This window comes from Bradyrhizobium sp. JR4.1, assembly GCF_040548605.1.
Taxonomy (GTDB): Bacteria; Pseudomonadota; Alphaproteobacteria; order Rhizobiales; family Xanthobacteraceae; genus Bradyrhizobium; species Bradyrhizobium canariense.
The window spans coordinates 660,956-680,806 of record NZ_JBEPRY010000001.1 but is presented as its reverse complement, the minus strand read 5'-3'; the positions used below and the strand labels follow the sequence as shown (position 1 = coordinate 680,806).

At 64.4% G+C, this 19,851-nt stretch carries 15 protein-coding genes; 7 read left to right on the top strand and 8 right to left on the bottom strand.

Going from position 1 to position 19,851, the window contains the following annotated elements; translation table 11 throughout:
* Window positions 1-4 precede the first annotated feature (4 nt).
* Window positions 5-1,555, bottom strand: coding sequence for an acyl-CoA synthetase (locus ABIB90_RS03350; protein ID WP_354200190.1), 1,551 nt, complete (start codon window positions 1,553-1,555; stop codon window positions 5-7).
* A 265-nt stretch (window positions 1,556-1,820) separates the two neighbouring features.
* Between ABIB90_RS03350 and ABIB90_RS03345 the strand changes: the two genes are divergently transcribed.
* The 7 genes from ABIB90_RS03345 to ABIB90_RS03315 all read left to right on the top strand — a co-directional run bounded on the left by ABIB90_RS03345 (window position 1,821) and on the right by ABIB90_RS03315 (window position 10,761).
* Entirely contained in the window at window positions 1,821-2,957 is a 1,137-nt protein-coding gene (locus ABIB90_RS03345; protein WP_354200189.1) for an acyl-CoA dehydrogenase family protein, read from the top strand.
* 123 nt (window positions 2,958-3,080) lie between these two features.
* Complete coding sequence (locus ABIB90_RS03340) at window positions 3,081-4,244, top strand: acyl-CoA dehydrogenase family protein (RefSeq protein ID WP_354200188.1); 1,164 nt, start codon at window positions 3,081-3,083, stop codon at window positions 4,242-4,244.
* Complete coding sequence (locus tag ABIB90_RS03335; protein ID WP_007598049.1) at window positions 4,244-4,900, top strand: glutathione S-transferase family protein; 657 nt, start codon at window positions 4,244-4,246, stop codon at window positions 4,898-4,900. Before ABIB90_RS03340 ends, ABIB90_RS03335 begins: the two co-directional genes overlap by 1 nt.
* Window positions 4,901-5,198: 298 nt before the next feature.
* Entirely contained in the window at window positions 5,199-5,999 is an 801-nt protein-coding gene (locus tag ABIB90_RS03330) for a helix-turn-helix domain-containing protein (RefSeq protein ID WP_219679664.1), read from the top strand.
* Between the two features lie 192 nt (window positions 6,000-6,191).
* On the top strand, window positions 6,192-7,058 hold the full coding sequence (locus ABIB90_RS03325; RefSeq protein WP_354200187.1) for a beta-keto acid cleavage family enzyme: 867 nt from the start codon (window positions 6,192-6,194) through the stop codon (window positions 7,056-7,058).
* 113 nt (window positions 7,059-7,171) lie between these two features.
* Window positions 7,172-8,788 carry an acyl-CoA carboxylase subunit beta gene (locus ABIB90_RS03320; protein ID WP_354200186.1) on the top strand — a complete coding sequence of 539 codons (1,617 nt, stop codon included), beginning with the start codon at window positions 7,172-7,174 and terminating at the stop codon, window positions 8,786-8,788.
* Window positions 8,785-10,761, top strand: coding sequence for an acetyl/propionyl/methylcrotonyl-CoA carboxylase subunit alpha (locus tag ABIB90_RS03315; RefSeq protein ID WP_354200185.1), 1,977 nt, complete (start codon window positions 8,785-8,787; stop codon window positions 10,759-10,761). Before ABIB90_RS03320 ends, ABIB90_RS03315 begins: the two co-directional genes overlap by 4 nt.
* Window positions 10,762-10,866: 105 nt before the next feature.
* Here the strand turns inward: ABIB90_RS03315 and ABIB90_RS03310 are convergent, their stop codons facing one another.
* From ABIB90_RS03310 to ABIB90_RS03280, 7 genes are all read right to left on the bottom strand, one after another.
* The gene (locus tag ABIB90_RS03310; protein ID WP_354200184.1) at window positions 10,867-11,862 is read right to left on the bottom strand and encodes an ABC transporter ATP-binding protein; all 996 of its coding nucleotides are present in this window, start codon (window positions 11,860-11,862) and stop codon (window positions 10,867-10,869) included.
* The gene (locus tag ABIB90_RS03305) at window positions 11,859-12,866 is read right to left on the bottom strand and encodes an ABC transporter ATP-binding protein (RefSeq protein ID WP_354200183.1); all 1,008 of its coding nucleotides are present in this window, start codon (window positions 12,864-12,866) and stop codon (window positions 11,859-11,861) included. Before ABIB90_RS03305 ends, ABIB90_RS03310 begins: the two co-directional genes overlap by 4 nt.
* Entirely contained in the window at window positions 12,866-13,759 is an 894-nt protein-coding gene (locus ABIB90_RS03300; protein WP_007598041.1) for an ABC transporter permease, read from the bottom strand. Before ABIB90_RS03300 ends, ABIB90_RS03305 begins: the two co-directional genes overlap by 1 nt.
* 9 nt (window positions 13,760-13,768) lie before the next feature.
* Entirely contained in the window at window positions 13,769-14,716 is a 948-nt protein-coding gene (locus ABIB90_RS03295) for an ABC transporter permease (RefSeq protein WP_354127061.1), read from the bottom strand.
* Between the two features lie 42 nt (window positions 14,717-14,758).
* Window positions 14,759-16,357 carry an ABC transporter substrate-binding protein gene (locus tag ABIB90_RS03290; RefSeq protein ID WP_354200182.1) on the bottom strand — a complete coding sequence of 533 codons (1,599 nt, stop codon included), beginning with the start codon at window positions 16,355-16,357 and terminating at the stop codon, window positions 14,759-14,761.
* 304 nt (window positions 16,358-16,661) lie between these two features.
* The gene (locus ABIB90_RS03285) at window positions 16,662-18,212 is read right to left on the bottom strand and encodes an AMP-binding protein (RefSeq protein WP_354200181.1); all 1,551 of its coding nucleotides are present in this window, start codon (window positions 18,210-18,212) and stop codon (window positions 16,662-16,664) included.
* An 18-nt stretch (window positions 18,213-18,230) separates the two neighbouring features.
* Window positions 18,231-19,385: an iron-containing alcohol dehydrogenase gene (locus ABIB90_RS03280; RefSeq protein WP_219679626.1), complete on the bottom strand. Its 1,155-nt coding sequence runs from the start codon at window positions 19,383-19,385 to the stop codon at window positions 18,231-18,233.
* Window positions 19,386-19,851 lie beyond the last annotated feature (466 nt).

Sequence of the window (19,851 nt, the reverse complement as noted above, 5' to 3'; positions counted from 1 at the left end):
TTGATCAGGCGTTGGCGGCTTTCTTGTCGGCTTCGGAAGTGACCGAGAATTCCTTGCGCAAGGTCGGCTTGTGGATCTTGCCGGTGGCGTTGCGAGGTAACGCGTCGACGAAGCGGACCTGGCGTGGACATTTGAACCGCGCGAGATTCGCCGCGCAGTGTGCGAAGACATCGGCCTCGGTCAACCGCTGGCCGGGCTTGGCCGCGACGATGGCGAGGCCGACCTCGCCCCATTGCACATCGGGAATGCCGATCACGGCGGCTTCCGCGATGGCGTTGAGTTGGTGCAGGACGTTCTCCACTTCGGCCGGATAGACGTTCTCGCCCCCGGAGATGTACATGTCCTTCCAGCGGTCGACGATGTAGTAAAAGCCTTCCTCGTCGACGCGTGTCGCGTCTCCCGTGTGCAGCCAACCGTCGGTGAACGACGTTTTGTTCGCCTCCGGCCTGTTCCAGTAGCCGGGCGTGATGTTCGGTCCCTTGACCCAGAGTTCGCCGAGCTCGCCGACATCGGCGTCGCTGCCATCAGGACGTACGATGCGCACTTCCGTGTGCAGCACCGGCTTGCCGGCGGAGCCGGCTTTCCGTGCCGCATCCTCGCGGTCGAGCACCAGCACGGCCGGCGAGGTCTCGGTCATGCCGTAGCCCTGCTGGAGCGCGACGCCGCGCGCCTCCCACACCTTGAGCAGCGGCACCGGCATTGGTGCACCGCCGACACCGCCGACGATGAGCCTGCCGAGGTCGGTGGTCGCGAAGGCCGGATGCTGGGCCATAAACTGGTAGATCGCGGGCACGCCGAAGAACACGTTGATGCCCTGCGCGGGATCGTTGATCAGACCGAGCGCCGCGCCGGGATCGAAGGCGCGCATGATCATCACGGTGCCACCGGCATGCAGCACCGGGTTGGTGTAGCAGTTCAGTCCGCCGGTGTGGAACAGCGGCAGCACGGTGAGCAGCACCGAGGACGGCCCGATGCAGGCGGGGCCGCCGAGATTGACGCAATTCCAGAAGGTCATGCCATGGGTGATGGTGGCGCCCTTGGGATGACCCGTCGTGCCGGAGGTGTACATGATGGTCGAGACGTCATCGAGGGTCACCTCCTCGATTTTCTCGAGTGGCTTTGCGGCGGCGATGCCGGCCTCGTAAGTCCCGCCGGGGCCAAGCAGCAGGCTCGTCTCAATGCCGCAGAGCCTTGCCACGGCAAGCGCCGTTTCGGCGAGATCGGTGTCGTGGATCATCACCTTCGGGGCGCAATCTGCGGTGATGAACTGGAGTTCGGGAACGGTGAGCCGGGTGTTCAGCGGCACGAAGATCGCGCCCAGCCGGCCGCAGGCGAATTGCACCTCCAGCGTATCGGTCGCGTTCAGCGCCAGCACGGCGACCCGCTCGCCGCGCGAGACATTCAGCGTATGGCGCAGAAATGAAGCGAGACGAGAGATACGCGCATCGAGCTGCGCATAGCTGAAGCGGCGCCCGCTCGCGAGGTCGATCACCGCGATCTTGTTCGGCGTGCGGCGGCCATAATGGGCGATCCAGTCATAGTAACGAACGGCCAAGAATTCCTCCCTCGGCGGTTTGGTGCCGCCCGCGTCCCTATTGCCATGCACCATGCCCGGCATGGCCCTGGGGCCAGCCGGAGTTTGTGCACCACGCCTTTTTTTGATCCGGAGTTGGCGCGCGAGCGGTGAAAATCGTCTTGCGTTGAGTTGCTAGAGCGGGCGCTGCTCGGAAGCGGCCGCCGGCCAGCCACTCCGCGCAAGTGAGCCGCCAAGGTTCCGGCCATGGTGGACGAGACGAATCCGCCAGCGAGGCGAGAGTGCGATGATGAGCCCGTTCTATACCGTCGAGCATGACGCCTTTCGCGAGGTGATGCGTCGCTTTGTCGACAAGGAGATTGCGCCCTTCGCCCACGAGTGGGACGAGGCCGGCGAATTCCCGCGCGCGCTCTATCGCAAGGCGGCCGAGATCGGGCTCTTGGGACTCGGTTTCCCCGAGGAATATGGTGGGATCGCCGCCGACCAGTTCATGAAGATCCTCGCCAGCCAGGAGCTGGCGCGGGCTGGCGCCGGCGGCATCAGCGCCAGCTTGATGAGCCATACCATCGGTTCGCCGCCGGTCGCGCGGGCCGCGCGCCCCGAGGTCAAGGCGCGCGTGCTGCCTCAGGTGCTCGCGGGTGAGAAAATCTCAGCGCTCGCGATCACCGAGCCGGGCGGCGGCTCCGACGTCGCCGGGCTTCGGACTAAGGCGCGGCGCGACGGCGATCACTACGTCGTGAGCGGCGAGAAGACCTTCATCACCTCGGGTATGCGTGCCGACTATCTGACCGTTGCGGTGCGCACCGGCGGCGAGGGCGCCGGCGGCGTCAGCCTGCTCCTGATCGAGGGGGATACGCCCGGCCTGTCGCGGACAAAGCTGAAGAAGATGGGTTGGTGGGCCTCTGACACCGCGACGCTGCATTTCGACGAGTGCCGCGTACCGGCGGAAAACCTGATCGGCGAGGAAGGCCATGGCTTCAAGATCATCATGCGGAATTTCAACAGCGAGCGCATGGGCATGGCGGCGGGCTGCACCGCGTTCGCGCGCGTCTGCCTCGACGAGGCGATCGCCTACGCCAAGGAGCGCAAGACCTTTGGCAAGCCGCTCGCGCAGCACCAGGTGATCCGCCACAAGATCGTCGACATGGCGCAGAAGGTCGCCGCTTCGCAAGCGATGCTTGAGATGCTGGCCTGGCGGCTGGAGCAGGGCGACAGCCCGGTCGCCGAAATCTGCATGATGAAAAACCAGGCGACCCAGACCATGGCATTCTGCGCCTCGGAGGCCGTGCAGATTTTTGGCGGCGCAGGCTTCATGCGCGGCATCAAGGCGGAGCGCATCTATCGTGAGGTCAAGGTCAACGCGATCGGCGGCGGCACCGAAGAGATCATGAAGGATCTGGCGTCGCGGCAGATGGGGTTGTGAAGGACGCCGTCTTTCCGGGGCGGCGCGTAGCGTCGAACCCGGAATCCATCGAGCCGCAGATGTCGCAGAAGAATGGATTCCGGGTTCGCGCTTCGCGCGCCCCGGAATGACAAAGGGAAAGCAATGCTGTTCACCGCCGACCACGACGAGATCCGCCGTTCCTTGCAAAAATTCATCGCCAACGAGATCAATCCGCATGTCGATGAATGGGAAAAAGCCGACATCTTCCCGGCGCACGAGCTGTTCAGGAAGATGGGCAGCCTCGGCTTTCTCGGGCTGAACAAGCCGGTCGAATTCGGCGGCTCCGGCCTCGATTACTCCTACGCGCTGATGATGGCGGAGGAACTCGGCGCCATCAATTGCGGCGGTGTGCCGATGGCGATCGGGGTGCAGACCGACATGGCGACGCCGGCGCTGGCGCGGTTCGGCTCGGACGAGGTGCGGCGGGAGTTTCTGGCGCCCTCGATCTCGGGCGATTACGTTGCCTGTATCGGCGTCTCCGAGCCCGGCGCAGGCTCCGATGTCGCATCGATCAAGACCAATGCGCGCGGGGACGGCGACGATTATGTCATCGATGGCGGCAAGATGTGGATTACCAACGGCACCCAGGCCGACTGGATCTGCCTGCTCGCCAATACCGGCGACGGACCCGTTCACCGCAACAAGTCGCTGATCTGCGTGCCCATGAAGACCAAGGGCGTCACCGTCGCGCGCAAGCTCGACAAGTTGGGCATGCGCTCCTCCGACACTGCGCAGATCTTCTTCGACAACGTCCGCGTGCCCAAGCGCAACCGGATCGGCGAGGAGGGCAAGGGCTTTACCTACCAGATGATCCAATTCCAGGAGGAGCGGCTCTGGGGTGCGGCGGCCTGCCTGAAGGCGCACGAATACATCATCAACGAGACCATCGAATACACCCGCAATCGCAAGGCCTTCGGGAAGTCGATCCTCGACAACCAGGTGGTCCACTTCAAGCTCGCGGAGATGCAGACCGAGGTCGAGCTGCTGCGCGCGCTGATCTATCGCGCCGCCGAGCAGCTGGTCGCCGGCGAGGATGTCACGAAACTGGCGACCATGGCCAAGCTGAAGGCCGGCCGGCTCGGGCGCGAGCTCACCGACGCCTGCTTGCAATATTGGGGCGGAATGGGCTTTACCAACGAGACGCCGGTCAGTCGCGCCTATCGCGATAGTCGCCTGACATCGATTGGCGGTGGCGCCGACGAGGTCATGCTGATGGTCCTGTGCAAGATGATGGGCACGCTGCCCGGCAGCAAAGGAAGTTCCTGATGATCACGCTCTATCATTGCGACGCCGCGCGCTCGTTCCGTCCGCTCTGGATGCTGGAGGAGATGGGGCTGCCCTATGAATTGAAGATGCTGCCATTCCCGCCGCGGGTCTTCGCCAAGGAATACCTCGCGCTCAATCCGCTGGGCACGATTCCCTTCATGGTCGATGGCGAGACGAAAATGACCGAGTCCTCCGGCATCTGCCACTATCTCGGCACCAGGCATGGACCGACGCCACTGATGGTCGGACCCGAAGATCCCGCCTATGGCGCGTTCCTGAACTGGATGTATTTCAGCGACGCCACGTTAACCTTCCCGCAGACGCTGGTGCTCCGATACACCCAGCTCGAGCCGGAAGAGCGCCGCAATCCGCAGGTCGCCGGCGACTATGCCAAGTGGTTCTTGGGCCGCCTGCGCGCGGTCGAGGCAGCCACCGCAAATACCGAGGCCTTGTGCGCGGGCCGCTTCACTGCCGCCGACATCGTGATCGGCTACGCGCTCCGCCTCGCGGACAATATCGGGCTCGCCAAGGATTTTGGGCCAAATGTCGCAGCCTATTGGGCGCGCTTGCAGCAACGCGATGGCTTCAAGCGCGCGGTTGCTGCGGAGCAACAAGCCGGCGTCGAGCAGAACGTGGCAGCAAGAGTGAGGGCGTAATTATCGTCCTGGCGAAAGCCAGGACCCATTACCCCAAGGATTTGTTTGGCGACGAGTCGCGGTTGTCGCCCTGGCGCTGCAACTTCCCACTGGAGTAATGGGTCCTGGATCGGCGCTCCGGTCCGCTGCGCTTGTCCAGGACGACGATGTTGGCACGAGTTCCGGGTCGTCCACCACGCTCCCGGACTGCCGCTGTTTTGCGCTTCATGATAGCGCTATCCCGCCGTGACAGCGCCCAGATTTCCGCTAAGGTGACCTCCGTCCGCAGCGGCCAAAGAGCCGCGCGAGGAGGATCCCAATGGAAGATACCGGTCGCGAATCCGACCATTTGATGCTGATCACGCCGGAGCGGGTGTTCTATGCCGGCCTGCTCGGCCGCCCCCGCAAGCGAACGCCCGGCTGCTGTCATGTCTATGTCGCGGTCAAGGGCAGCCTGCATCTGACGATCGACGATGCCCTCGCCACCGGCGAGCTGTTCGTTACCTTGCCGAACCAGCGGCATTCCATTGCCAGCGACTACCGCACCGCGATCAGCGTGACGCTGGAGCCGGAGAGCATGCCCGATGGCGTGATCGAGATCCTGGCCGAGCGGCTCACCGGACCCGACAGGGCCGTCTATGCCCGCAAGATCCTCGCCGCCTACGCGCTGCTGCGCCAGCGTCGCTACGGCGACATCACCACCGCCGAATTCGACGAGATGTGTTTTGGCGAAGCGCTGCCGCGCCGCGTGCTCGATCCCCGTGTGACGCGCGCGGTCGCCCGGATCGGCCGCTTCACGGGTGAACCTGTGACGGCGGACACTTGTGCGGCGGACGCCGGACTCTCCGCTTCGCGTTTCCTGCATCTGTTCAAGGAAGAGACGGGTATCTCGTTCCGCTCCTTCCGCGCCTGGAAGCGTGCGCGTCACCTGCTGCACTTCGCCAACCAGGACCTCAACCTCGCCCATCTCGCGCAGGACATCGGCTATCCCGATTCCACCCATTTCAGCCACTCGATCCGCCGCTTCTACGGCCTGAAGCCGCGCGCGATCTTCGTCGGCTCGCGGGATCTTGCGATTTATCGCAGCACCGAGACGGTGAGGCTGGCGGAGGCGAGTTGATCGCTTCGTATGGTGGATTAGCCGAAGGCGTAATCCACCAATTCTGCCTCCGAGGAAGCTTAAGAGGTGGGTTACGCCTTCGGCTAACCACCCTACGGCATCTCGTTTTCCAGCTTCTCCGCGCAAGAAGCCGCATGCCGCCCATCACATGATCGCAAACGTTGAATTATCAACGTGCGAGACATTCAAGGCATGAGCGACAAGGCTGTCATCACCTGCGCGCTGAACGGCGTGCTCACCGACCCGAAGCAGCACAACGTGCCTGTGACGCCCGAGCAGATGGCGCGCGAGGCCAAGGCTGCGTTCGATGCCGGCGCGTCCATCATGCACATCCATCTGCGCCAGCAGGCACCGGACAAGGGGCATCTGCCGTCCTGGGAGGTCAGCGTCAGCAAGGAGATCCAGCAGGCGATCCGCGAAGCCTGCCCCGGCGTGATCATCAACCACACCTCGGGCGTCTCCGGGCCGAACTACAGCGGTGCCCTGGATTGCATCCGCGAGACCAGGCCGGAGATCGCCGCCTGCAATGCCGGGTCGCTGAACTATCTGAAGGTGAAGGCCGACAACAGCTGGGCCTGGCCGCCGATGATGTTCGACAATGCGGTCGAGAAGGTGAAGGATTACCTCGACGTCATGAACGCGATCGGCACCATCCCCGAATTCGAATGTTTTGACGTCGGTATCGTCCGCTGCGTCGGCATGTACCGCCAGGTCGGCATGTACAAGGGCCCGCTCGAATATAATTTCGTGATGGGCGTCGCCTCCGGCATGCCGTCGGATCCCGATCTGTTGCCGATCCTGATCAAGCTGAAGCGTCCCGAAGGGCATTTTCAGGTCACCGCGATCGGCCGCGAAGAGATCTGGCCGCTGCACCAGCGCTGCGCCGAACTCGGCGGTCATCTGCGTACCGGTCTCGAAGATGCCTTCTATCTCGCCGACGGCAAGAAGGTGACGTCGAACGGCCAGCTGATCGAGGCCATCGCCGCCTGCGCCCGCCGTGCCGGCCGCGAGATCGCGAGCCCGGCGGAAGCGCGGAAGATTTTTGGGACGAATCGCTGAATGTAGCCCCAGCCGTCATTGCGAGCAAAGCGAAGCAATCCAGAATCTTTCTGTTGAGGCAGTCTGGATTGCTTCGTCGCTTCGCTCCTCGCAATGACGGGTAGGAAATAATCATGTCCATTCTCGAAAACACCATTTCCCCCGGCAGTGCCGCCTATCGCGCCAACCGCGACGGCATGCTCGGCCTGATCGACCGCATGCGCGCGCTGGAAGAGCGCACGCGTGCGGCGTCGGCGGCGGCGAAGGATCGCTTCCACAAGCGCGGCCAGCTGTTGCCGCGCGAGCGCGTCGCGCTGGTGCTCGATCCCGGCGCGCCCTTCATCGAGCTGTCCACGCTCGCCGGCTACATGTTCGACGTCTCAGATCCGGACAAAAGCGTGCCCGGCGGCGGCGTCATCGCCGGCATCGGCTTCGTCTCGGGCATCCGCTGCATGGTCAGCGCCAACGATTCCGGCATCGATGCCGGCGCGCTTCAACCTTACGGCCTGGACAAGACGCTGCGGGTGCAGGAGCTCGCGCTGGAGAACAAGCTGCCCTACGTCCAGCTGGTTGAGAGCGCAGGCGCCAATCTCCTGCGCTACCGCGTCGAAGACTTTGTCCGTGGCGGCAACATCTTTCGCAACCTCGCGCGGCTTTCGGCGGCCGGGCTGCCCGTCGTCACCGTGACGCATGGCTCTTCGACCGCCGGCGGCGCCTATCAGACCGGCCTGTCGGATTACATCGTCATGGTCCGTGGCCGCACCCGCGCCTTCCTCGCCGGGCCGCCGCTGCTAAAGGCCGCCACCGGCGAGATTGCAACCGAGGAGGAGCTTGGCGGCGCCGAGATGCACACGCAGGTTTCCGGTCTCGGCGATTATCTTGCCGAGGACGACCGCGACGCCCTGCGCATCGCGCGCGAGATCATGGCGGCGCTGGAATGGGAGCGGCCGGACAAGGGAGCCGCGCAATACAAGCCGCCGCGCTACGACCCGGACGAGCTGCTCGGCATCATGCCGATGGACCACAAGCGCTCCGTGGACATGAAGCAGGTCATCGCGCGCATCGTGGATGATTCCGACTTTACCGAGATGGCGCCGAACTACGGCGCGGCCACCGTCTGCGGCCATGCCCGCATCGAGGGCCAGGCGATCGGCATCGTCACCAACAACGGCCCGCTCGATCCGGCGGGTGCCAACAAGGCGACGCATTTCATCCAGGCCTGCTGCCAGACCCGCACGCCACTCCTCTATCTGAACAACACCACCGGCTACATGGTCGGCAAATCCTACGAAGAAGCCGGCATGATCAAGCACGGCTCCAAGATGATCCAGGCGGTGACGTCGGCGACGGTGCCGCAGATCACCATCTATTGCGGGGCTTCGTTCGGCGCCGGCAATTACGGCATGTGCGGGCGCGGCTTCCATCCGCGCTTCTGCTTCTCCTGGCCCAACGCCAAGACCGCCGTGATGGGCGGTGAGCAGGCCGCCGAGACCATGGCGATCGTCACCGAAGCCGCCGCAGCCCGCCGCGGCAAGCCGGTCGAAAAAGAAAAGCTCGATGCGATGAAGGCGCAGATCATCGGCGTGTTCGACGGCCAGATGGACGTGTTCTCGACCAGCGCGCGCGTGCTCGACGACGGCGTGATCGATCCGCGCGACACCCGCGCGGTGCTGTCGGAAGTGCTCGCCATCTGCCGCGAGGGCGACGCGCGCACACCCCAACGCATGCAGTTTTCGGTGGCTCGCCCATGAGGAACGGTTCAACGCAGCACCGGCCGTTCTTCAAGGTCCTGATCGCCAATCGCGGCGAGATCGCGTTGCGGGTGATGTGCAGTGCGCGGAAGCTCGGGCTCGGTGTCGTCGCGATCTATTCGGATGCGGATAGCAATGCGCTTCATGTGCAACAGGCCGATCAGGCCGTACGCATTGGCGAGCCGCTGCCGGCGCAGTCCTATCTCAACATTCCCGCGATCGTTGCGGCCGCAAAGGCCAGCGGCGCGGATGCCGTTCATCCCGGCTATGGCTTCCTCGCCGAGAACGAGGAGTTTGCGCAGGCCTGCAAGGATGCCGGCCTCGTCTTCATCGGCCCCTCGCCGCAGGCGATCGAGGCGATGGGTAACAAGGCCGGTGCCAAGGAGATCATGAAAAAGGCCGGCGTCCCCGTCGTGCCCGGCTATCAGGGCGCAGACCAGGGCGACGAGGTGATGCTCGTGGAGGCCAAGAAGATCGGCTTCCCCGTGATGATCAAGGCGGTCGCCGGCGGCGGCGGGCGCGGGATGCGGCTCGTGGCGGATGCCAATTCGTTCCCCGACGCACTGCGGAGCGCGCGGTCCGAGGCGAAGGCGGCGTTTGGCGATCCGACGGTGATCCTCGAACGCGCCATCCAGAATCCCCGTCACATCGAAATTCAGGTGTTCGGCGACAGCCATGGCAATGCCATCCATCTTGGCGAGCGCGACTGCTCGGTGCAGCGGCGGCACCAGAAGCTGATCGAGGAGGCACCGTCGCCCGCCGTGACGCCGGAACTGCGCGGAAAGATGGGCGAGGTCGCGGTCGCCGCGGTGAAGGCGCTACGCTACGAGGGCGCCGGCACGCTGGAGTTTCTGCTCGACGCGAGCGGCGAATTCTACTTCATGGAAATGAACACACGCCTCCAGGTCGAGCATCCCGTGACCGAGGCCATCACCGGGCTCGACCTCGTCGAGCTGCAGCTGCGGGTCGCGCGCGGCGAGCCGTTGTCGGTCAAGCAGCAAGACATTCACTTCACAGGCCACGCCATCGAGGTGCGGCTGTGCTCCGAGGATGCCGCGCATGATTTCATGCCGCAGTCCGGGCGCATGGCGCGCTGGCAGGTGCCTGACGGCATTCGCGTCGAGCACGCGCTGCAATCGGGCTCCGAGATTCCGCCGTTCTACGATTCCATGATCGCCAAGGTCATCGGCCATGGCGCGACACGCGAGGAGGCGAGGGCGCGCCTGATCGTCGGCCTGGAGCAGCTCACCGCTTTCGGCGTCACCACCAATCAGGCCTTCCTGATGGCATGCCTGCGTCATTCCGGCTTCGCCAAAGGCGCGGCGACCACGGCGTTCATTGGCGCGCACCGCGACGAGTTGCTGGCGCCGCGCGCGGACGCCGCATTCGATATCGCTTTGGCCGGCCTGCTGCTCTACGTCACGAACCCGCAGGCACCGGCGTGGCGCCGCGGACGGAGCCTCGCGGCAACGTTCCCGCTACCGGCGAAGATCGAGATCGCAGGCCATGGGTATGAGCTCGAACTCTGGCGCGAACGCGATGGCAGCTACATTGTTGGCAGCGACGGCCGGCAGGACAAGTTCGAGATCGACCAGCTCGATTTCGACGTGATCCGCTTCCGCCATGACGGCGTGACGGACAGCGCGAAATTCCTGCGCGACGGCGACCGGCTGTACGTCCAGCGCCGCGGGATCCCGGTCGCTGCCGCCGATCTCACGCTCGCCGCGCCAAAGGCGGCCGCAAGCAACGGCGGCGACGGCAAGGTCCGTGCCGCCATGAACGGCCGCGTCGTTGCCGTCCTGGTCAAGCCGGGCGATCGCGTCACCGCCGGTCAGCCGGTGCTGACGTTGGAAGCGATGAAGATGGAGCACGTCCACAAGGCCGGCATCGATGGCGTCGTCGCCGCGATCGACGTCGCCGAGGGCGAGCAGGTGACGACGGGGAAGATTGTCGCCGAGATCGGGGCTGGGTAGAGCGGCAAGTGTAGCTATCGTACGGTGGGCAAAGGCGCGCAGCGCCGTGCCCACCATCGTGCGGCGATTGCGATTGAATGGTGGGCACGCTTCGCTTTGCCCACCCTACGGCATCGCATTTGGTCGCCCCGTCCCTTCGTTGAGCAAGCACGCCACCCGGTGCCCGTCACCGGCATCCACCAACACCGGCCGCTCTATCCTGCATCGCTCCATCGCAAACCGGCAGCGGGTGTGAAACGCGCATCCCGGCGGCGGATTGACCGGGCTTGGCACGTCGCCGTCGACCAGCGGCACGAGCTTTTTGGCGAGCGGGTTGGCGACCGGCACCGAGGCGAGCAGGGCCTGTGTGTAGGGATGCCGCGGATTGCGGAATAGCTCGTCTTTGTCTGCAATCTCGACGATGCGACCGAGATACATCACGGCGACGCGGTGGCTGATATGGGCGACCACGGCGAGGTCGTGCGCGATGAAAAGATAGGAGAAACCGTGCTGCCGTTGCAGATCGATCAGGAGGTTGATCACCTGCGCCTGGATCGAGACGTCGAGCGCGGAGACCGGCTCGTCGCAGACGATCAGGCGGGGCCCGAGCGCCAGCGCGCGAGCGATGCAGATGCGCTGGCGCTGGCCGCCGGAGAATTGGTGCGGGAAGTTGCGCATCTGGTCGGGCCGCAAGCCAACCTGCTCGAACAGGTTTGCGGTACGCGCCTCCAGCGCTTTCCCGGTCGCGAGCCCGTGCACGAACAGCGGCTCGCCGACGATGTCGCCTGCGGTCATGCGCGGGTTGAGCGAGGCGAACGGATCCTGGAATACGATCTGCATCGAACGGCGGTGCGGCCGCAGCGCGGACTTGGAGAGATGGGTGATGTCTTCGCCCTCGAGCCGGATCTGGCCTGAGGTCGGTTCGACCAGCCGCAGCACGCTGCGCGCCACCGTCGACTTGCCGCAGCCGGATTCGCCGACGAGGCCCAGCGTCTCGCCCACCTCAACCGAAAACGAGACGCCGTCGACTGCATGCACTGTGCCGATTTGTCGGCGCAACACGCCGGCGCGCACCGGATAGTGCTTCTTGAGATCGGTGACTTCGAGCAGCACCTCGGTCATGCGACCTCCGCAATCTCGGCCGCGCGCCAGCAGGCGGCGAGATGGCCGCCGCCCCAATCGATGAGCGGCGGATATTCGGCTTCACAGCGCTTGATCGCGAGCTTGCAGCGCGGCGCGAAGGCGCAACCCTTTGGCAGCCGCACCAGCGACGGGACCGTGCCGGGAATTTCGTTCAGCCGCGCCGGCGCGGCGACGCCCGGCGCTGGCACCGTCGGGATCGATGCCATCAATCCGCGCGTGTAGGGATGCTTTGGCGCGGCGAACAGTGCCTCGACGCTCGCTTCCTCGACCTTCCGTCCCGCATACATCACGATGACGCGCTGCGCGGTCTGCGCGACGACACCGAGATCATGGGTGATCAGCACGAGGCCGGTGCCGAGTTCTTTCTGAAGGTCCAGGATCAGCGCCAGGATCTGCGCCTGGATGGTGACGTCGAGTGCGGTCGTCGGCTCGTCCGCGATCAGCAGTGCCGGCCGGCAGGCCAGCGCCATCGCGATCATCGCGCGCTGGCGCATGCCGCCGGAGAGCTGGTGCGGATATTCGCGCGCGCGCCGCGCCGGCTCGGGGATCCGCACCAGGCGCAGCATCTCGACTGCGACATCCTGAGCCTCTCGCTTCGACATCTTCCGGTGCAGCCGCACGGCCTCGACGATCTGGTCGCCGATTCGCATCACCGGATTGAGCGAGGTCATCGGCTCCTGGAAGATCATCGAGATGCGGTTGCCTCTGACGGCGCGCATCTCCGTTTCGTCCAGCGCCAGAAGATCAGTGCCTTCAAGCATGACGGAGCCGCCGACAATGCGGCCGGGCGGATCCGGCACCAGCCGCATCAGCGATAGTGCAGTGACGCTCTTGCCACAGCCGGATTCCCCGACGATCGCCAGGGTTTCGCCGCGCATCACCGTGAAGGAGACATCGTCAACGGCCTGGAAGAGACCGGAGTTGGTGAAGAACACCGTCTTCAGGTTCTTCACCTCGAGCACGAGATCGGATTTATCAGCCATCAGCCGCGCTGCCGGGGATCGAGGATGTCGCGCAAGGCGTCGCCGAACAGATTGGCGCCGAACACCGCGAGGCTGATGGCGATGCCCGGGAAGATCACCAGCCAGGGCGCCGTGCGGACATATTCGGCGGCGGATTCCGAGAGCATGCGGCCCCACGACGGGTAAGGCTCGGGAATGCCGAGGCCGAGGAAAGAGAGCGAGGCTTCGGTGAGGATGGTCGAGCCGAGCTGGGCGGTCGCAAGCACGATCAGCGGCGCCAGCGTGTTCGGCAGCACGTGACGAAGCGCGATGCGTACCTCGCTCATGCCGATCGACTTGGCGGCCTCGATGAATGGCAGCTCGCGCAGCGCCAGCGTGTTGGCACGGATGACGCGCGAGACGGTCGGGATCAGCGGAATGGCGATCGCAATGATGACGTTCGGCAAGGACGGCCCAAGCGCGGCGGTCATGATCAGGGCGAGCACCAGAAGCGGCAGCGCCTGGAGAACGTCGGACACACGCTGGAATACGAGATCGACCCAGCCGGAGAGATAGCCGGAGGTCAATCCGACGATCACTCCGATGCTGCCGCCGAGCGCCGTCGAGCCGATGCCGACGGCGAGCGAGATCCGCGCGCCATGAATGATGCGGCTGAAGACATCGCGGCCGAATGCGTCCGTGCCCATCCAGTGGGCCGGGCTTGGACGCGCCAATGCCCTGGCGGCGTCGATCGTCAGCGGATCGTAACGCGCGATGAAGTCGGCGAATATCGCGGTGAACACGAACAGGGTCATGATGACGAGCCCGGCTGCACCCAGCACATGCCGCTGCGCCAAAAACAGCACGCGGCGCCAGCCGACGGTCGCGTGCGCCCCGGCGCGCCTCAGTTCAACGTCATAGTCGATCGCAGCCAACAATCTCTCCTAATCCGTGTACCGGATACGCGGGTCGAACACGGCGTAGAGCATGTCGACGATGAAATTCGCGCTCACCACGACGATGGCAATCAGCATCACCAGGTTCTGCACGATCGGATAATCGCGCCAGCGTATAGCCTCGACCAGGAAGCGGGCGACGCCGGGGATGTTAAACACGGTCTCCGTCACGATAAGGCCACCGATCAGGAACGCCGCCTCGATGCCGATCACGGTGATGACGGGCAAAATCGCGTTCTTGAGCGCATGCTGATAGTTCACGGCGGCATCCGATGCGCCCTTGGCACGCGCGGTGCGGATATAGTCCTGCCGCAGCACCTCCAGCATCGAGGATCGCGTGATCCGCATGGTCAGTGCCGCGCTACGGAAGCCGACGGCGGCGGCGGGCACGGCATAGGTTGCGAAGGCTTCCAGCCATGTCGCCGGATTCGGGTTGAAGATCGGCATCTGGTTGAACATCGCCACCGAGGCGGTGAGGATGAGCAGGCCGAGCCAGAACGAAGGCAGCGACAATCCGCTCAGGCTCACCACACGCAACGCGTAATCGAGCCTCGTTCCCTGTTTCACCGCGCTAATCACGCCCAGGGGAATGCCGATCGACGCCGAGAACAACAGCGCCAGGCCAGCGAGCCGTGCGGTGATCGGAATTCGTGGCAGGATTTCCTGAAGCGCCGGCTTCTCCGAGACATAGGAGTAGCCGAAATCGCCGCGCAGAAAACCGCTGATCCAGTGCCAATATTGCACCACCAGTGGCTGGTCGATGCCGAGCTCTTTTTCCAGATTGGCCTTGTCGGCGGGATCGACATAGCCGGCCGCGGCAAACAGGATGTCGACGATATTCCCGGGAACGATACGCAGCAGGAAGAAGATGACGACCGAGATCCCGAACAGGGTCACGAGCATCAGAAACAGGCGCCGCACCAGATAGGCAAACATCCCGCGCCCTCCTGTCGAGCCGCTAGTCGTCAGTCTTGCGCGCTACTTGTCGAGCCAGACGTCCTCGTAGCGAAAGCCGTTATAGGAGCTGTTCGACATGATCGTCACGCCCTTGACATAAGGCTGCCAGCAGGTGCCGGCCCGCGCATGGAAGATGATCGGGCGGGCGACATCCTCCTGCAGCTTCTTGTCGATGTCCCAGACCAGTTGCTTGCGCTTGCCGACGTCGATCTCCTGCGATTGCAGGTCGAACAGCATCTCGATCTCCTTGTTGCAATAATTGGTGTAGTTCCGCTCCGAGCCGCAGGAATAGTTTTCGTAGAAAGACTGGTCAGGATCGTCGACGGAATTGCCGGTCAAGTTGAGGCCGAGCATGTAATCCTTGCGTGCAACCTTCGGGAACCAGTTCGCGGTTTCCACGACGTCGAGCTCGCCGTCGATATAGATGCTCTTGAGCTGGTCGATCAGGATCACCGCGGGATCGCGATATTCCGCGAGATTGCGCGTCGAGACCTTCACCGCCAAGTGCTTGTCGGGACCGTAGCCCGCCTTCTGCATCAGCTTCCTGGCCTCATCCCGGCTCGCATTCACGTTCGGGCCATAGCCTGGAATGGTCTCCAGCTTGTCCTTGGGCATGCCCCAGATGCCCTGCGGCGGCGGCAGCATAGTGCCACCGATATCGGCCTGGCCTTCGAACAGGATGTCGACGAAGGCCTTGCGGTCGAGCGCCATCGCCATGGCCCGGCGGATCTCGATGTTGTCGAACGGCGGGGACGCCGAATTGACGATGATGTTGGTCGAAACGTTGGTCGGCTCGACGACGCACAGGGCGTTCGGCGCCTGCGACTTGATGTCCTTGAGGAGCGGGATCGTGATGTGCGTCGGGAAGGTCATGTCGAACTTGCCGGCGACGAAGGCGAGGATCGCGGTGGAGCGGTTCGTGATGATCGTGTACTCGATGCCGTCGAGATAGGGCAGGCCCTTCTTCCAATAGTCCGGGTTTCGCGTCAGCTTGATCGATTCATTGGCCTTGAACTCGACGAATCTGAACGGGCCGGTTCCCACCGGATGGGTGCGCATCTCCGCCGGCGAGACGTGACAGGGATAGATCGGCGTATAGCCGGATGCGAGCATCGCCAGCAGCGAAGGCTGCGGCCGCTTCAGATCGAAGGAGACCTCGAAATCACCGTTCGGCGTGACATCGTTAACCTCGCTGTACCAGGCTTTGCGCGGATTCTGCCGCAGCTTTTGTTGCGATTTGCCCATCAGGAGATCGAAGGTGCATTTGACGTCGGCCGACGTGAACGGCTTGCCGTCATGCCACTTGACGCCCTGGCGCAGTTTGAAGGTCAGCCTCTTGTTGTCGCCGCTCCAGGACCAGCTCTCGGCCAGCTCTGGCCTCAGGGTATCAGGGCTATTCTGCGCAATGTGCTGGTCGTAGATGACGAGATTGTTGAACACTCCCATGAAGGGCACGTTGATCGAATATGTCGCGCCCTCCAGGATGGACGCATTGGCCGGGCTGTCGCGGTGATACATCCGCAGGATCCCGCCCTGCTTTGGTTCGCCGGCCGATGCGATCGTCGAAAACGCCAGCAAAGACAGCGCCGCCGTCGCGGCGAGCGCCCGTACGCTCCGCATCCTCGTCCTCCCTGGACTTAGTCTTTTCGGCCTTTTGGCCTGTTTGTCAGGACGATAGCGACGCAGGCGCGGTGAGGCAACCGGCAAGGACGGAGGGCCTCTCGGCAATTCGGATGACGGCGGGCGCACGAGCGGTTCTCTCACAAATTGTGAGAAGTGCCTCCGGCGTCGTCCTGGCGAACGCCAGGACCCATTACCCCAGGGAGGTGTTTGGCGAAGATTGGTCGCTCCGGATTGCTACCTTCTTCAGTTGTGAGATCACGCGGTATGGGTCCTGGCTTTCGCCAGGACGACAGCTGCGACTTCACACAATCCGCGACGCCTTGTTCCCCCAATACCGGTCCCGCAGCAGCCGCTTGTACAGCTTCCCCGTCGGCAGCCGCGGCAACTCCTTCTCGAAATCGACCGTGCGCGGCACCTTCTGCCGTGACAGCGAGGCCCCGCAGAATGCGATCAGCTCTTCCGCGAGCGCCTCGCCCGGCACGACGCCGGGCATCGGCTGCACCACGGCCTTCACCTCTTCGCCGAGATCGGGATTGGGCACGCCGAACACGGCGGCGTCGGCGACCTTCGGATGGGTGATCAGCAGATTTTCGCATTCCTGCGGATAGATGTTCACGCCGCCGGAGATGATCATGAAAGTCGCGCGGTCGGTGAGGTACAGGAACCGATCGGCATCGACATAGCCGACGTCGCCAACCGTGCTCATGCTGCCGTCGGCCGAGCGCGCTTCCTTGGTCTTCTCCGGGTCGTTGAAATATTCGAACGGTGAGGCCGTCTTGAACCAGACCTGACCCGGCGTGCCTGTCGGGCATGGCTTCATGTTTTCGTCGAGAATATGGAGGTCGCCGAGCAGCACCTTGCCGACGGTGCCGCGATGGGCCAGCCATTCCGCGCTGTCGCAGGCGGTGAAGCCAAGGCCTTCGGTCGCACCGTAATATTCGTGGATGATCGGTCCCCACCATTTGATCATGTCGTCCTTCACCAGCGCCGGGCAGGGCGCGGCGGCATGGATCGCGATCTCGAGCGAGGAGAGGTCGTAGCGCGTGCGCACCTCCTCCGGCAGCTTCAGCATGCGCGAGAACATCGTCGGCACCAGCTGCGTGTGAGTGATACCCCATTGCTCGACGAGCTGGAGGTAACGCTCGGGATCGTAATTCTCCATGATGATCGCGGTGCCGCCCATCCGGATTGTCAGGTTGACCGCGGCCTGCGGCGCGGAGTGATAGAGCGGCGCCGGCGACAGATAGACCATGCCCTCGCGATAGTGCCAAAGCTTGGTCAGGAAATCGAACAGCGGCAGATTGTGCTTCGGTGGCTCCTCCGGCAGCGGCCGCAAAATGCCTTTCGGCCGTCCCGTTGTGCCCGATGAATAGAGCATCGCGGTACCCAGACATTCATCTGCAATCGGCGTCGTCGGCAGATCGGCCGTGACCTCGGCGAGGCCGACGATACGGTCACTCTCGCCGGGGCCGTCGGCGACGACGCAGAGCTTGATATCGGGGCAGGCCTTGATCGCCTCCCGTGCGATGTCGAGCTTCGCCATCGACGTGATCAGGATCTTCGACTGGCTGTTGACGAGGAGATAGGCGAGCTCGCCCGGCGTCAGGAAGGAGTTGATGCAGGTGTAGTACAGCCCGGAGCGCTCGCCGGCGCCGCAGGCTTCGAGATAGCGCGAATTGTTCTCCATGAAGATCGAGTAGTGGTCGAGCCGCTTCAAGCCGTGCCTGCGGAACAGATGCGCCAGACGATTGCTGCGCGCCTCCAACTCGCGATAGGTGACGGCCTCGCCGCTCGCCGCCATGATGAAGGCGGGCTGGAGCGGACGCAGGCGGGCATGCTGACCTGGATACATCGGTCCTCCGGCTTTAGATCATGCGGCAAGAAGCAGGATTTCGCGCACCTGCGCGGGACCGTCGATCTTGCGCGGGTTGCGCGGCACCCAGGGTGTGCGCATCGCCTGTTCGGCGATGGCGTCGAAATGCTCCGGCGTGACGCGTACATCGGCGAGGCTGCGCGGCATGCCGAGCGAGCGGATGAAGGCATCGAGCACGTCGGCCGCCTTGTGACCCGGAAAGCCCATTGCGGCCGCGACGATCATCTGGCGCTCGGCATTGTCGGGCGCATTCCAGCGCATCACGGCCGGCAGCATGATGCAGGAGGTGTAGCCATGCGGCACGTCGAAGGCCGCGCCCAGCACGTAGCCGATGCCGTGGCTTGCGCCCATCGGCACGCCGGCGGCGAGGGCGCCCATCGACAGCCAGGTGCCGATCTGCGCATCCATGCGCGCATCGAGGTCAGCAGGGTCAGCCTTCACCCGTGGCAGCGCGTCGGCGAGCATCGCGAGGCCCTTGACCGACTGCGCGTCGGCATAGGGATGCGTCTCCGGCGAGCAGATCGCCTCGACGCAATGATCGATGGCGCGGATGCCGGTCGAGAGGAACAGCCATTCCGGCGTGTGCACGGTGATGGCGGGGTCGAGAATGGTCGCGCGCGGCACCGTCAGCGGATGGCGCAGCATCTGCTTCACGTGCGTGCTGCGGTCGGTGACGCCAGCGATCGCGCTGAACTCGCCGCCGGCGATCGTGGTCGGCACGCTGATCTGGCGCACGACAGGCGCCGTCATTTCCGGCGCGACGCCCTTGTGCACGCGGATGCGCTCGATGCCGTCGACATCGTCGATGCCGTTGGCGAGGCAGAGCTGCACCGCCTTGGCGCCGTCGGTGATCGAGCCGCCGCCCACGGTGACGATCAGGTCGGCGCCGGCCTCGCGCGCCGCATTGGTGGCGGCGATCACCGCCTCCCGCGGGGTGTGCGCCGGCATGGCATCGAAGACGCCCGCGCAACGTGCGCCCAGGGCTTGTGTGATCTTCGCGATTTCGTCGGTCTGCCGGTTCAGCGTGCCCGACACCATCAGGAAGGCACGGCGCGTCCCCAGCCGGTCCATCTGGGCGACCACGGCCTCGGCCGCGGGGTGGCCGAACACGACTTCCTCGATCGCGCCGTAAACGACACGTCCCTGATGCACGTCTGTCCTCCCCGGACAATTCGTCTTGTTTTTGTGGGGGTAGTCTAACCGCGCTGGCGGCATTCGTCATGCGCGAAGACGCTGTCGCTCTCTCCTCTCCCTCTCCCGCTTGCGGGGGAGGGCTGGGGTGGGGGTGTCTCCGCGTCGGGATTGTCGAGAATTGCGGAGGATGTCCCTGCGTGGTGAGAGCCCTCACCCGCCGCGCGCGGGACGATGCTGCGCATCGCCCGGGGCGCGTCGGCCCCTCCCGCAAGCGGGAGAGGGGAGCAAGCCCGCGCTCCTCGTGAAATCCATATGCGATTGCCTTGCGGTTTACCGGGAGAGGCAAACAAGCCCTGTCAACCCGTCATCCGGCCAGGGCATTCCTCCGAGCATTGCCCGCGCTTTGGTCTTGAAGAGTTCATGATTGAAACCCATCTTGTGGCGCCCGCGGGTACAAGCGTACCCTGCTTTTTCCGCGGCTTTG